The 13,904-nt window shown below is 71.2% G+C and carries 11 protein-coding genes and 1 riboswitch; of the genes, 7 read left to right on the top strand and 4 right to left on the bottom strand.

Annotated features, from left to right (window positions below):
• Positions 1 to 162 precede the first annotated feature (162 nt).
• The 4 genes from AB0Q99_RS07130 to gcvT all read right to left on the bottom strand — a co-directional run bounded on the left by AB0Q99_RS07130 (position 163) and on the right by gcvT (position 4,728).
• The gene (locus tag AB0Q99_RS07130) at positions 163 to 1,530 is read right to left on the bottom strand and encodes an L-serine ammonia-lyase (RefSeq protein WP_363569305.1); all 1,368 of its coding nucleotides are present in this window, start codon (positions 1,528 to 1,530) and stop codon (positions 163 to 165) included.
• 190 nt (positions 1,531 to 1,720) lie between these two features.
• Complete coding sequence (glyA, locus tag AB0Q99_RS07125) at positions 1,721 to 3,001, bottom strand: serine hydroxymethyltransferase (protein WP_363569304.1); 1,281 nt, start codon at positions 2,999 to 3,001, stop codon at positions 1,721 to 1,723.
• Positions 3,002 to 3,130: 129 nt separating this feature from the next.
• Positions 3,131 to 3,505 (bottom strand): glycine cleavage system protein GcvH, encoded by a 375-nt coding sequence (gene gcvH / locus AB0Q99_RS07120; RefSeq protein ID WP_363569303.1) that lies wholly within the window; start codon positions 3,503 to 3,505, stop codon positions 3,131 to 3,133.
• A gap of 101 nt (positions 3,506 to 3,606) precedes the next feature.
• Entirely contained in the window at positions 3,607 to 4,728 is a 1,122-nt protein-coding gene (gene gcvT / locus AB0Q99_RS07115) for a glycine cleavage system aminomethyltransferase GcvT (RefSeq protein ID WP_363569302.1), read from the bottom strand.
• Between the two features lie 229 nt (positions 4,729 to 4,957).
• Positions 4,958 to 5,062, bottom strand: a riboswitch (glycine riboswitch).
• 323 nt (positions 5,063 to 5,385) lie between these two features.
• On the opposite strand from gcvT, the gene AB0Q99_RS07110 reads away from it, so the two are divergent.
• From AB0Q99_RS07110 to AB0Q99_RS07080, 7 genes are all read left to right on the top strand, one after another.
• Positions 5,386 to 6,186 carry an enhanced serine sensitivity protein SseB C-terminal domain-containing protein gene (locus AB0Q99_RS07110; RefSeq protein ID WP_363569301.1) on the top strand — a complete coding sequence of 267 codons (801 nt, stop codon included), beginning with the start codon at positions 5,386 to 5,388 and terminating at the stop codon, positions 6,184 to 6,186.
• Positions 6,187 to 6,303: 117 nt separating this feature from the next.
• A complete protein-coding gene (locus AB0Q99_RS07105) occupies positions 6,304 to 7,245 on the top strand; it encodes an enhanced serine sensitivity protein SseB C-terminal domain-containing protein (protein ID WP_363569300.1) in 942 nt (313 codons plus the stop codon).
• 497 nt (positions 7,246 to 7,742) lie between these two features.
• Positions 7,743 to 8,732: an ABC transporter permease gene (locus tag AB0Q99_RS07100; RefSeq protein WP_363569299.1), complete on the top strand. Its 990-nt coding sequence runs from the start codon at positions 7,743 to 7,745 to the stop codon at positions 8,730 to 8,732.
• 52 nt (positions 8,733 to 8,784) lie between these two features.
• Entirely contained in the window at positions 8,785 to 10,554 is a 1,770-nt protein-coding gene (locus AB0Q99_RS07095) for an ABC transporter substrate-binding protein (RefSeq protein WP_363569298.1), read from the top strand.
• Positions 10,555 to 10,653: 99 nt separating this feature from the next.
• On the top strand, positions 10,654 to 11,664 hold the full coding sequence (locus tag AB0Q99_RS07090; protein WP_363569297.1) for an ABC transporter permease: 1,011 nt from the start codon (positions 10,654 to 10,656) through the stop codon (positions 11,662 to 11,664).
• Positions 11,661 to 12,731 carry an ABC transporter ATP-binding protein gene (locus tag AB0Q99_RS07085; protein ID WP_363569296.1) on the top strand — a complete coding sequence of 357 codons (1,071 nt, stop codon included), beginning with the start codon at positions 11,661 to 11,663 and terminating at the stop codon, positions 12,729 to 12,731. Before AB0Q99_RS07090 ends, AB0Q99_RS07085 begins: the two co-directional genes overlap by 4 nt.
• 34 nt (positions 12,732 to 12,765) lie before the next feature.
• Positions 12,766 to 13,815, top strand: a complete 1,050-nt coding sequence (locus tag AB0Q99_RS07080; protein WP_363569295.1) for a dipeptide ABC transporter ATP-binding protein — start codon at positions 12,766 to 12,768, stop codon at positions 13,813 to 13,815.
• The last annotated feature ends 89 nt before the right edge of the window (positions 13,816 to 13,904 follow it).

The raw sequence follows: 13,904 nt of genomic DNA, 5'->3' as shown, positions 1-13,904 counted from the left end.
GTCAGCCTGCGGGGACGCACGGACCCCCGGGCGGAGGAAGGCTCCGCCCGGGGGCCGGGGGCCGGGGGCCGGGGGCCGGTGCGCGGTGTCGGCGCGCCGCGGGTCCGGTACTCGCCGAGCGCTCGAATCAGCTCCCGAGCAGCCCGCGGACCGGTACGCGGATCAGCACTCGATGACGTTCACGGCGAGGCCGCCGCGCGAGGTCTCCTTGTACTTGATCTTCATGTCGGCGCCGGTCTCCTTCATCGTCTTGATCGCCTTGTCCAGCGAGACGTGGTGCCGGCCGTCGCCGCGCAGCGCCATCCGGGCCGCGGTGACGGCCTTGACCGACGCCATGCCGTTGCGCTCGATGCAGGGGATCTGGACCAGGCCGCCGACCGGGTCGCAGGTGAGGCCGAGGTTGTGCTCGATGCCGATCTCGGCGGCGTTCTCGACCTGCTCGGGGGTGCCGCCGAGGACCTCGGCGAGGCCGCCCGCGGCCATCGAGCAGGCGGAGCCGACCTCGCCCTGGCAGCCGACCTCGGCGCCGGAGATGGAGGCGTTCTCCTTGAACAGCATGCCGATGGCGCCGGCCGCGAGCAGGAAGCGGACGATGCCGTCGTCGTCGGCGCCCGGGATGAAGTTCAGGTAGTAGTGCAGTACGGCCGGGATGATGCCCGCGGCGCCGTTGGTCGGGGCGGTGACCACCCGGCGGCCGGAGGCGTTCTCCTCGTTGACCGCCATCGCGTAGAGGGTCACCCACTCCATCGCGTTGGCCGGGCCGATGCCCTCGGCGCGCAGCGTCCGCGCCGCCGCGGCGGCCCGGCGGCGGACCTTGAGGCCGCCCGGCAGGATGCCCTCGCGGGTCATGCCGGCCCGCACGCACTCCTGCATCACGGACCAGATCTCCAGCAGCCCGGTGCGGATCTCCTCCTCGCTGCGCCAGGCCTTCTCGTTCTCCAGCATCAGGCCGGAGATGGACAGCCCGGTCTCGCGGGTGAGCCGCAGCAGCTCCTCGCCGGTGCGGAAGGGGTAGCGCAGCGCGGTGTCGTCGGGCTTGACCCGGTCGGCGCCGATCGCGTCCTCGTCGACGACGAAGCCGCCGCCGACCGAGTAGTAGGTCTTCTCCAGCAGCGTGGAGCCGTCCGCCGCGAACGCCCAGAGGGTCATGCCGTTGGCGTGGTACGGCAGCGAGCGGCGGCGGTGCAGGACCAGCTGGTCGGCCGGGTCGAAGTCGATGGTGTGCTCGCCGAGCAGGTTGATCTTCTTCTCGGCGGTGATCCGCTCGACGTCCTTGTCGGCCTGGTCGACGTCGACCGTGCGCGGGGAGTGGTTCTCCAGACCCAGCAGGACGGCCTTGGGCGTGCCGTGGCCGTGGCCGGTGGCGCCCAGGGAGCCGTACAGCTCGGCGCGCACGCCGGTCACCTGGGTCAGCAGGCCTTCGGTCCGCAGGCGGCGGGCGAACATCCGGGCGGCGCGCATCGGGCCCACGGTGTGGGAGCTCGACGGGCCGATGCCGATGGAGAAGAGGTCGAAGACGCTGATGGCCACGGGGGACGTCCTTGTCTGGTCTCGTGGAAGGACTTGCTGGCAGGGGGGCACAGCACGGGGCACCCCGCACTGTCCAGTGTGCGGGGTGCCCCGGGGCGCCACGTACGCGGGAGGGGTGAGCCCGATCACCTGCCGGCCGGTCACTGACCGGCTGGTGGCTCTACCGACGGGTCACCTGCTCGCCGGGCACCTACTCCTGGTTGGCCAGGTTCGGGTACAGCGGGTACTTCTCGGCCAGCGCGGTGACGCGGGCCTTCAGCGCGCCGGCGACGGTCTCGTCGAAGGCGGGCTTGAGCGCCTCGGCGATGATGTCGGCGACCTCGCGGAAGTCCTCGGCGCCGAAGCCGCGGGTGGCCAGGGCCGGGGTGCCGATGCGCAGGCCCGAGGTGACCATCGGCGGGCGCGGGTCGTTCGGGATGGCGTTGCGGTTGACGGTGATGCCGACCTCGTGCAGCCGGTCCTCGGCCTGCTGGCCGTCGAGCTGGCTGTTGCGCAGGTCGACCAGGACCAGGTGGACGTCGGTGCCGCCGGACAGGACGGACGCGCCGGCCTCGGCGACGTCGGCCTGCAGCAGGCGCTCGGCCAGGATCCGCGCGCCCTCCAGGGTGCGCTGCTGGCGCTCCTTGAACTCCTCCGAGGCCGCGATCTTGAAGGCGACCGCCTTGCCGGCGATCACGTGCTCCAGCGGGCCGCCCTGCTGGCCGGGGAAGACCGCGGAGTTGATCTTCTTGGCGTACTCGGCCTTGGACAGGATGACGCCGCCGCGCGGGCCGCCCAGGGTCTTGTGGGTGGTGGTGGTGACCACGTCCGCGTAGGGCACCGGGTTCGGGTGCAGCCCGGCGGCCACCAGGCCGGCGAAGTGCGCCATGTCCACCATGAGCAGCGCGCCGACCTCGTCGGCGACCCGGCGGAACTCGGCGAAGTCCAGCTGGCGCGGGTAGGCGGACCAGCCCGCGATGATCAGCTTCGGCTGGTGCTCCTTGGCGAGGCGCTCGACCTCGGCCATGTCGACCTGGCCGGTCTTCTCGTCCACGTGGTACGCGACCACGTTGTAGAGCTTGCCGGAGAAGTTGATCTTCATGCCGTGGGTCAGGTGACCGCCGTGGGCCAGGTTCAGGCCCAGGATGGTGTCGCCCGGCTGGATCAGCGCGAACATCGCGGCGGCGTTGGCCTGCGCGCCGGAGTGCGGCTGGACGTTGGCGTGCTCGGCGCCGAACAGGGCCTTGATGCGGTCGATCGCGATCTGCTCGACCACGTCGACGTGCTCGCAGCCGCCGTAGTAGCGGCGGCCGGGGTAGCCCTCGGCGTACTTGTTGGTGAGCACCGAGCCCTGGGCCTCCATGACCGCCACCGGGGCGAAGTTCTCGGAGGCGATCATCTCCAGGGTGGTCTGCTGGCGGTGCAGCTCGGCGTCGACCGCGGCGGCGATCTCCGGGTCGAGGGCGTGCAGGGACTGGTTGAGAACCGTCATGGTGTGGTCTTCCCTGGTGGAGGAGGATCAAGGGGTGCCGCGCGGAGCGCGCCCTCGGAAGGGTGGGGCGGGCGACGGGCGGGCGGCGGGGGCGGACCGCAGTGCCGCGGCCCGCCCGTCACGAGCGGGTCAGGCCTTGATGAAGGCGTTGTACTCGTCCGCGGTGAGCAGCTTGCCGGTGGACGCGACGCGCACCTTGAACAGCCAGCCGCCCTCGAACGGGGCGCTGTTGACCAGGCCGTTGTCGTCCAGGACGTCCTGGTTGACCTCGGTGACCTCGCCGGTCACCGGGGAGTACAGGTCGCTGACCGACTTGGTGGACTCCAGCTCGCCGCAGGTCTCGCCGGCGGTCACCTCGTCGCCGACCTCGGGCAGCTGCACGTAGACGATGTCACCGAGGGCGTCGGCGGCGTGCTGGGTGATGCCGATGGTGGAGACACCGTCCTCGGCGTCGGTCAGCCACTCGTGCTCTTCGGTGTACTTCAGGTGCTCGGGGTTGCTCATGGCGTCATTCTCCAGGATGGGAAGCGGGTACGACGAAGCGGGCCGCCGGACGGACGGCTTCGACGTGCGGGTATGGGAGGAGGCGGGGGCGGTGGGGGCGCTCAGCGGGCGCGCTTGTAGAACGGCAGCGCCACGACCCGGACCGGCTCGTGCTTGCCGCGCACGTCCACCGCGACGGTGCTGCCGGGGGTGGCGTGGGCCGCGTCGACGTAGGCCATCGCGATCGGCTGCCCCAGCGTCGGGGACGGCGCGCCGGAGGTGATCCGGCCGATCGGGTCGCCGTCGGCGGAGACCACGGTGTACTCGGCGCGCGGCACGCGCTTGCCGTCGGAGACCAGGCCGACCAGCACCCGCGGCGGGTTGGCCTCGGCCGCGGCGGCGGCCTGCTCCAGCGCCTTGCGGCCGGTGAAGGCGCCCTCGTTGGTGGTCTTGTCGAAGCGGACGACCCGGCCCAGGCCCGCGTCGAACGGGGTGAGGTCGGTGGACAGCTCGTGCCCGTACAGCGGCATGCCCGCCTCCAGGCGCAGCGTGTCGCGGCAGGACAGGCCGCACGGGACCAGGCCGCGACCCTCGCCGGCGGTGGTCAGCGCCTGCCAGATCCCCTCGGCGTCGACCGGGTGGCAGAAGATCTCGAAGCCGTCCTCGCCGGTGTAGCCGGTGCGGGCCAGCAGCACGTCACGGCCGGCCACCCGGGCCGGGAGGATCGCGTAGTACTTCAGGCCGGGCAGGTCGGCGTCGGTGGTCCCGGCCAGGATCGCGGTGGACTCCGGGCCCTGGACGGCGATCAGGGCGTAGGTGTCGCGGTCGTCGGTGACGACGGCGTCGAAGCCCTTGGCGCGGGCGATCAGCTCGTCCAGGACCAGCTGGGCGTTGGAGGCGTTGGCGACGACCAGGAAGGCGTCCTCGCGCAGGCGGTAGACGATCAGGTCGTCCAGGATGCCGCCGTCCTCGGCGCAGATCATGGTGTAGCGGGCGCGCAGCACGCCCAGCGCGGAGACGAAGCCGACCAGCGCGTGGTCCAGCATCTCGCCGGCCTGCGGGCCGGTGACGGTGATCTCGCCCATGTGGGAGAGGTCGAACAGGCCGGCCTTGGTGCGGACGGCGAGGTGCTCCTCGCGCTCGCTGCCGTAGCGCAGCGGCATGTCCCAGCCGGCGAAGTCGGTCATGGTCGCGCCGAGGGCGCGGTGCAGCGCGTCGAGCGCGGTCAGGCGGAGGGACGACATGGCCAGGAACTCCTCGGTCGGGGCACTCAGGGGTGCACGCACCGGACCGGACCCGCTCGGGACCGACCCTGCGCGCGGGCATGCGGCGGCGTGGGTCTCCCCATCTGTCGTCGAACCTGAGAGCTTCACCGCACGCCGGCCCGCAGCTGTTTCCAGCTTGCGGGACAGCATGGCGGCTTGCACCGTGGGTGGGCGTACGACAGGGCCGTGCGCCGCTTTCCAGATGTGCCTAACCCGTGCGGTAGGGGGGCCTGAGAGATTCCGGGGAGGACTTGCTCCTTCGGCGCCGGCCGTACCGCTGCTGCGGCACTCCGGGCTCTCCCGCGCGGGTTCGAGCGGCCGGTATGGAGTTGTGGGGCCCGCGGCGCATGCCGTCGGACGCGGACATCATGGCACGTCCCGGGCGAGGAAGGGAGGGGGGACCCGGTCACACGGGGAGGACGGATCCGGTCGTGCGGGGAGGGCGGGGCCGGTCGTGCGGCGGGGCCGGGCGGTCGGCCCGCACGGTGGAGGGGACCGGTCGCCCGGAGCCGCCCGGACCCGCGCCCCGGTCCCGCCCCCGCCGGGCACGGGGCCCGGGTGACCGGCGGGCCCTAGACTGCTCCGCGTCGGCGCAGCAGAGGGCGGCCGACCGGCAGAGGGCGGAATCGGCGGCGCATGGGGTACCCGGTGGAGCAGCAGCAGGGGTGGGGCGGTCCTGAGGGCGCGCCGGCGGGCGGTACCTGGCCGGCCAACGAACTGGAGCAGGTGCTGACCGCGGCCCTGGGCGACCCGGGCGCGACGCCGCGGGTGATCGAGGTGCTGGCCCGCAGCCAGGTGTGGGTGCCGCTGCCCGCGGGGGCCGACCCGCAGGGGCAGTCGCTGGACCTGCCGACCATCGAGCTGGGCGGCGACCCGTACGTGCCGGTGTTCTCCTCGCAGGAGGTGTTCCTGCAGCAGGCGCCGGGGATGGCCTTCGCGATCGCGCCGGTCTGGGAGTTCGCCCGCGGACTGCCGCTGGGCGTGGGGATCGCGGTCAACCCGGAGGCGGCGGTGGGCATCCCGGTGCCGCCGCAGGGCGTGGCCGAGCTGCGCCGCGGTCCGCGCGAGGACCGCTGGGAGGGCGCCGAGGACCCGGCGCCGACCGGCGGCCGGGTCGCGCTGCGCGAGCCGGTGCCGGGTGAGGACCCGGAGCACTTCCTGGCCGCCTGCCGGGCCGAACTGTCGCTCCTGCCCGGGGTGTCGACCGCCCGCAGGGCGCTGGCCAGCATCGAGGGCGAGCCGACCGTGATGTTCGTGGGCGTCCAGCTGGATCCGGCGGCCCCGGCCGACCCGGCCGCGGTGAACGACGCGCTCGGCCGGGCGCTGGGAACCGCGCCGCTGCCGGGCGGCGTCCACCTCGTACTGCTCGACCTCGCCGACGACCCGGTGGTCGAGTGGCTGCTCACCCGGGTCATGCCCTTCTACACACGGATGTGAGCGGGGTTCGTATCAAAGGCACGTCGCCGTGGCGGTGGCCGGTGCCGCCCCATAGGGTGCGTGCAGACGGCTGACGGGCCGGCGGGTTCGAGGAAAGAGGCGCGGCGAGGTGGGCGCATGAGTGCGGGAACGGGAGCGGGCGGGGTGCCGGGGCCCTGGGGCCAGGCACCGGCCGGGCGCCCGGGAGCGGATCCCGGCGTGTTGGAGCGCGCCCTGCGCGAGGTCGCGCCGGAGCGTTACGACGCGTACGAGCGACTGCTGCACGCACTGGCGGACGGCCGGGTCTGGATGCTGCTCTGGCACGGCACGCCGGGCAGCCCGGACGCGCAGTACGGGAACATGGAGATCAGCGGCCACGGCTACGCGCCGGCCGTCACCTCGCCCGAGCAGCTGGCCGCCTCCGGCTGGGCGCGGGCCCACGAGGTCATCTCCGGCCCGGAGATCGCCGCTTCGCTGTACCGCACCCGCTGGGGCCTGTGGCTCAACCCGCACGCGCCCGGCGGCGGTGTCGGCGTGCCCTGGGCCGACCTGCGGCGGATCGCCGCGGGCCTGGAGCGGTTGCCGGCCGGGCCGCTGAAGCTGAGCGAGCCGCAGCTGAACGCCCAGCAGTTCTTCGCGCTGCTGGAGCGGCAGGCCGGCGAGGTGCGCGCCGTCCGGGCGCTGCGCCGGGCCTGGGTGCAGCCGGCGGTGGGGGAGCCGTACCTGGCGATCGGCCTGGACCTGTACGAGAGTTCGCCGCCGGCGGTGGAGGCGGTGCGCGCGCTGATGCAGCGGGCGATCGCGGTGGCCCCGGAGGGGCTCGCGGTGTCCACGGTGGCGATGTCGGACGAGTACGACCCGGTGGCGCTGTGGATGCGCGCCAACGCGCGGCCGTTCTTCGACCGGGAGGCCGGCCGTCCGGCGACCGGCCCGTACCCGCCGGTGCCACCGCCCGGGTACCCGGGACCGGCGATGCCCGGGCAGCAGGCGGCGCCGGGGTGGGCGTACGGCGCGCAGCCGTCCGCGCCGGCCTGGCAGCAGCAGCCCCAGCGGCCGTGGCCGGGCTACCCCGGGCGCTGACTGCCGCCGCCGCCGTTTCCCGGCCGTTCCTCGACCGTTTCTCGGCCTTTTCTTGCCGAAATCTCCACCGCGAAGCCGACTTGATTGTCCGTCAAGTCGGCTTCGATGCTTTCCGGGCGCATTTCCGAGCCCGGTGTCGGGGCGCCTTGGCATGCCTGTTACAGCCGGGTGAAGAGGGATATGCCGCAGACCGTTGAGGTGCATGCCTGCAGATCACAGTTGGGCATCTGTCGGTTGTCAGGTCTGGCGTAAGCCAGTTCGGATGGCAGAGAGTTCTGCGCAACGCACCGCGCGTACTGGAACCCCACAAAGGTGAGCGCGCACGCCGACCCGCTCGTCCACGCGACGCCCATCCCGCGTGTGGCAGTGCCTGTGCACGACGCACTGCCGCGAACACCCGCTCCTGCTAGCACCTTTCGCACGTCCGCAGCCGCACCGCCGAAGCCGGCGACCGGCACCCGTGGGCCGGCCACCGTCGGCGAGGGGACCAACTGACCATGACCGCATCCGTGACCACCGCCGGGCACGAGCCGGAGGCACCCGCCACCGAGAGCCCGGCCAAGAAGATCGAGGGCCGCTCCCTCGGTCAGATCGCCTGGACCCGCTTCAAGCGGGACAAGGCCGCCGTCGCCGGCGGCGTCGTGGTGATCCTGCTGATCCTGCTCGCCGTGCTGGCCAAGCCGATCGAGTCGGTGTTCGGCCTCGCCCCGGACGCCCTGAACCAGGACCTGCTCGACGCCAACCTGGGCGGCATCCCGCTCGGTGACTGGGGCGGGATGAGCTGGGACCACCCGCTCGGCGTCGACCCGCTCCAGGGCCGCGACCTGCTCGCCCGGGTGATCGAGGGCTCCTGGGTCTCGCTGCTGGTCGCCTTCGGCGCGACCCTGCTGTCCAACACGATCGGCACCGTGCTCGGCGTGATGGCCGGTTACTACGGCGGCTGGGTGGACACCCTGATCAGCCGCATCATGGACGTCTTCCTCGCCTTCCCGCTGCTGCTCTTCGCCATCGCGATCTCGACCTCGCTGCAGGGCGGCGCGTTCGGCCTGCACGGCCTCCCGCTGCACATCATGGTGCTGATCTTCGTGATCGGCTTCTTCAACTGGCCCTACATGGGCCGGATCGTGCGCGGACAGACGCTGTCGCTGCGCGAGCGGGAGTTCGTCCACGCGGCCCGCAGCCTGGGCGCCCGCGGCCCGTTCATCCTGTTCAAGGAACTGCTGCCGAACCTGGTCGGTCCGATCCTGGTCTACTCGACCCTGCTGATCCCGACCAACATCCTCTTCGAGGCCGGCCTCAGCTTCCTCGGCGTCGGAATCCAGCCGCCGCAGGCCTCCTGGGGCGGAATCCTCCAGGACGCGATCAAGTACTACCAGGTGGACCCCCAGTACATGGTGGTTCCGGGACTGGCGATCTTCCTCACCGTGCTCGCCTTCAACCTGCTCGGCGACGGGCTGCGTGACGCCCTCGATCCCAAGAACAACTGACGTCGCGTCAGAACCCTTCTCCCTCAACATCCTCAAGGGGTTGATCTCACCCATGCGTAGGTCCCGTACCGTCGCGCTGACCGCGGCCGCCGCCGCCGCGGTCCTGATCGTGACCGGCTGCTCGTCCGGCAGCAAGGGCTCCGCCTCCTCCTCCGCCAGCGGCAGTGCCGGTGGCGGAGGTGCCGACGCCGCCACCAAGGGCATCGTCAACGTCTCGGACAAGAAGGGCGGGACGGTCACCTACGAGATGAAGGGCACCCCGGACTCCTTCGACCCGGGCAACACGTACTACGCCTACATCTACAACTTCTCGCGCCTGTACGGGCGTCCGCTGACGACCTTCGCCCCGGGCCCCGGCGCGCAGGGCGACAAGCTGGTCCCGGACCTCGCCGAGAGCCTGGGCAAGGTCAGCGCGGACGGCCTGTCCTGGACGTACAAGCTGCGCGCGGGCCTGAAGTACGACGACGGCACCCCGATCAGCTCGAAGGACGTCAAGTACGCCGTCGAGCGCTCCAACTTCGCGCCGGACGTGAACTCCAACGGCCCGACCTACTTCCACGACCTGCTGGCCGACAACGCCACGCCGTACGCGGGCCCGTACAAGGACAAGACCGGCGGCCTGAACTCGATCGAGACGCCGGACGACCAGACCATCGTCTTCCACCTGAAGCAGCCGTTCGCGGACTTCGACTACCTGGTCAGCGCCCCGCAGACGGTTCCGGTCCCGCAGGCCAAGGACGACGGCGCCGGCTACGTGAAGCACGTGGCCGCCTCGGGCTCCTACAAGTTCGAGTCCTACGAGGACGGCAAGCAGCTCACGCTGGTGCCGAACACCAACTGGGACCCGAGCACCGACCCGATCCGCAAGCAGCTCGCGGACAAGATCGTGGTCCGGATGGGCATGGAGCAGTCCACCATCGACAAGGACCTGATCGCCGGCAACGCCCAGGTGGACCTGGTCGGCAGCGGTGTCGACCCGCAGACCCAGGCGCAGATCCTGCAGAACCAGAAGCTCAAGGCGAACACCGACAACGCCTTCGGCGGCCGGCTGGCCTACCTCGCGATCAACTCCAAGGTCGCGCCGTTCGACAACGTCGAGTGCCGCAAGGCCGTCCAGTACGCGATCGACAAGGTCTCGGTGCAGACCACGCTCGGCGGCCCGATCCGCGGCCAGATCGCCAACACCGTGCTCCCGCCGGACGTCGCGGGCCACCAGGACTTCAACACCTGGGAGACCGCCGGCAACAAGGGTGACGAGGCCAAGGCCAAGGACGCCCTCAAGGCCTGCGGCAAGCCCGACGGCTTCAGCACGGTGATCACCGCCCGCACCGAGCGCGACCCGGAGGTCCAGGCGGCGACCGCGATCCAGGCGGCGCTGAAGAAGGTCAACATCAACGTCGAGATCCAGAAGTACGCGCAGGGCAAGTACTTCTCGGACGCCGCCGGTGTCCCGCAGTTCACCCAGGACCACAACATCGGTCTGATGATGATGCAGTGGAGCGCCGACTGGCCGACCGGCTACGGCTTCCTGCAGCAGATCGCCGACGGCCGTGCCATCAAGGCCTCCGGCAACAGCAACCTGGCCCAGCTGAACGACCCGACCGTCAACAAGCTGCTCGACGACGCCATCGTCAACCCCGACCAGTCGGCCCGGGAGAAGATCTACGGCGACATCGACAAGAAGATCATGGACCAGGCGGTCTACGTCCCGCTGACCTACTTCAAGGTCTTCCTGTACCGCCCGGACAACGCCACCAACCTGGTGTCCACCTCGGGCTTCTCGGGTGAGTACGACTACCTGAACATCGGCACCACCAAGTAAAGAGCCTGGCTCCGCATCCCTGAAGGCAGGTGAAGGCAGCGGCGCCCGCCGCCGTCCGGAGGATCCCGGACGGCGGCGGGCCGCCGGAGCCGCCCAACTGTGTTTGCCTACATCATCCGCAGGATCTTCGCAGCGGTGGTTCTGCTGCTGGTCGTCAGCGCGGTCACCTTCGCGATCTTCTTCCTGCTCCCGCGCATCGCCGGCGAGACCGCCGACCAGCTGGCCGCGCAGTACGTCGGGAAGAACCCGTCCCCCGACGCGATCGCCGCGGTCAAGAAGAACCTCGGGTTCGACCAGCCGCTGTACACCCAGTACTGGAACTTCATCAAGGGCCTGGTCAGCGGCGCCGAGTACAAGTTCGGCCCGGACCCGGTCACCTGCCACGTACCGTGCTTCGGCTACTCCTTCAAGAACCACCTGGAGGTCTGGCCCGAGCTGACCAAGCGCGTCCCGATCACCCTCTCGCTCGCCGTCGGCGCGGCCGTGCTCTGGCTGGTCTCCGGCGTCGCCACCGGCATCGTCTCCGCGCTCAAGCCGCGCTCGGTCTTCGACCGGATCGCCATGGGCATCTCCCTCGCCGGCGTCTCGCTGCCGGTCTTCTTCACCGGTGCGCTGCTGCTGACCGTCTTCAGCTACGAGTGGCCGATCCTGGACAACCTCCAGTACGTCGACTTCAGCGACGACCCGCTGATGTGGGCCCGCAACCTGATCCTCCCGTGGATCTCGCTGGCCTTCCTCTACTCCGCGCTCTACGCCCGGCTCACCCGCGCCGGAATGCTGGAGACCATGAGCGAGGACTACATCCGCACCGCCCGGGCCAAGGGCCTGGCCGAGCGCAAGGTCGTCACCCGGCACGGCCTGCGCGCCGCGCTGACGCCCGTCATCACCATCTTCGGCATGGACCTCGGCCTTCTCCTCGGCGGTGCCCTGATCACCGAGCAGGTCTTCTCGCTCCAGGGCGTCGGCGCCTTCGCCGTCCAGGCGATCTCCGACAACGACCTGCCCAAGATCCTCGGCGTCACCCTGCTCGCCGCCTTCTTCATCGTCGCCTGCAACCTCGTGGTCGACCTCCTGTACGCCCTCGTCGACCCCCGCGTGAGGCTCTCGTGACCGACCTCCAGAAGACCACGGCCGCCGCCGGGCAGGACCGGCCCGGGGACCCCTTCCTCTCCGTGCGCGACCTGCGGATCCACTTCGACACCGACGACGGCCTGGTCCGCTCGGTGGACGGGGTCAGCTTCGACCTGCACAAGGGGCGGACCCTCGGCATCGTCGGCGAGTCCGGCTCCGGCAAGTCCGTCACCTCGCTCGGCATCATGGGCCTGCACCGCTCCAAGCGGGCCCGGATCAGCGGCGAGATCCTGCTGAACGGCGAGGACCTGGTCGCGGCCGGCCCGGACCGGGTGCGCCAACTGCGCGGCCGCGAACTGGCGATGATCTTCCAGGACCCGCTGACCGCGATGCACCCCTACTACACGGTGGGGCAGCAGATCGTCGAGGCCTACCGGGTGCACCACCCCGAGGCGAGCAAGAGGCAGGCCCGGGCCCGCGCGATCGAGATGCTCGACCGCGTCGGCATCCCGCAGCCCGACCGCCGGGTGGACGACTACCCGCACCAGTTCTCCGGCGGCATGCGCCAGCGCGCGATGATCGCCATGGCCCTGGTCAACGACCCCTCGCTGCTGATCGCCGACGAGCCCACCACCGCCCTGGACGTCACCGTCCAGGCGCAGATCCTGGACCTCATCCGCGACCTCCAGGAGGAGTTCGGCTCCGCCGTCATCATCATCACCCACGACCTCGGGGTGGTCGCCGAACTGGCCGACGACATCCTGGTCATGTACGGCGGCAAGTGCGTCGAGCGCGGACCGGCCGAAACCCTCTTCGACGCGCCCGAACACCCCTACACCTGGGGACTGTTGGGCTCGATGCCGCGCCTCGACCGGGAGCTGCAGGACCGGCTCGTCCCGGTCAAGGGCACCCCGCCCAGCCTGATCAACGTGCCGACCGGCTGCGCCTTCCACCCGCGCTGCCCGTACGCGGCGCTGACCGACGGGCGCTCCACGAGCGAGGTCCCGGTGCTGGCCGAGGCCATTCCCGGACACCTCGCGGCCTGCCACCTGCCGGCCGACGAGCGGCACCGCATCTTCGCCGAAGAGATCGCGCCCCGGCTGTGAGCCCGGCCTCGTACCACCTTTCTGGAGAGAACCGATGACGGACACTCAGGCGGCGGCGATCCCGTCGCCGGCACCCGCCTCCGACCGCGAGCCGCTGCTGAAGGTGACCGGCCTGACCCGGCACTTCCCGATCCGCGGCGGGCTGCTGCGGCGCCAGACCGGCGCGGTGCGGGCCGTCGACGGCATCGACTTCACCGTCAACGCGGGCGAGACGCTCGGCGTCGTCGGCGAGTCCGGCTGCGGCAAGTCGACGATGGGCCGACTGGTCACCCGGCTCGACGAACCGACCGGCGGGAAGGTCGAGTTCGAGGGCACCGACATCACCCACCTGGGCGTCGGCGCGATGCGGCCGCTGCGCCGCGACATCCAGATGATCTTCCAGGACCCGTACTCCTCGCTCAACCCGCGGCACACCGTCGGCACCATCGTCGGCGCGCCGTTCCGGCTGCAGAAGGTGGAGCCCGAGGGCGGCACCAAGAAGGCCGTCCAGGAGCTGCTGGAACTGTGCGGGCTCAGCCCCGAGCACTACAACCGCTACCCGCACGAGTTCTCCGGCGGCCAGCGCCAGCGCATCGGCATCGCCCGGGCGCTCGCGCTCCGGCCGAAGATGATCGTCGCGGACGAGCCGGTCTCCGCCCTGGACGTCTCCATCCAGGCCCAGGTGGTCAACCTGCTGGACGACCTCCAGCAGGAGCTCGGCCTGACCTACCTGATCATCGCGCACGACCTCTCGGTGGTCCGGCACGTCTCGGACCGGGTCGCGGTCATGTACCTCGGCAAGATCGTCGAGATCGCCGACCGCGACTCCCTCTACGCGAGTCCGATGCACCCGTACACCAACGCGCTGATGTCCGCCGTGCCCGTCCCCGACCCGCGCCGCCGCCAGCGCGCCGGCCGCGAGCGGATCCTGCTCACCGGCGACGTGCCCTCCCCGATCAACCCGCCCAGCGGCTGCCGCTTCCGCACCCGTTGCTGGAAGGCCCAGGACGTCTGCTCCACCCAGGAGCCGCCGCTGGTGGCGCTGAAGACCGGCCACCAGGTGGCGTGCCACTTCCCCGAGAACGCGCCCGGAGGGAACGACTAGCCGGTGACTTCGCACGTGGGGTTTCAGGTTTCCAGCCAGCGGGGTCGGGTTTCGTCGATGCCGAGGAGTTCGAGCAGGTGTGCTTCAAC

Source organism: Kitasatospora sp. NPDC086791, from assembly GCF_040685975.1.
In the GTDB taxonomy this organism is placed as follows: domain Bacteria; phylum Actinomycetota; class Actinomycetes; order Streptomycetales; family Streptomycetaceae; genus Kitasatospora.
The sequence above is the reverse complement of the archived record's forward strand: the minus strand, read 5'-3'. Positions and strand labels throughout refer to the sequence as shown.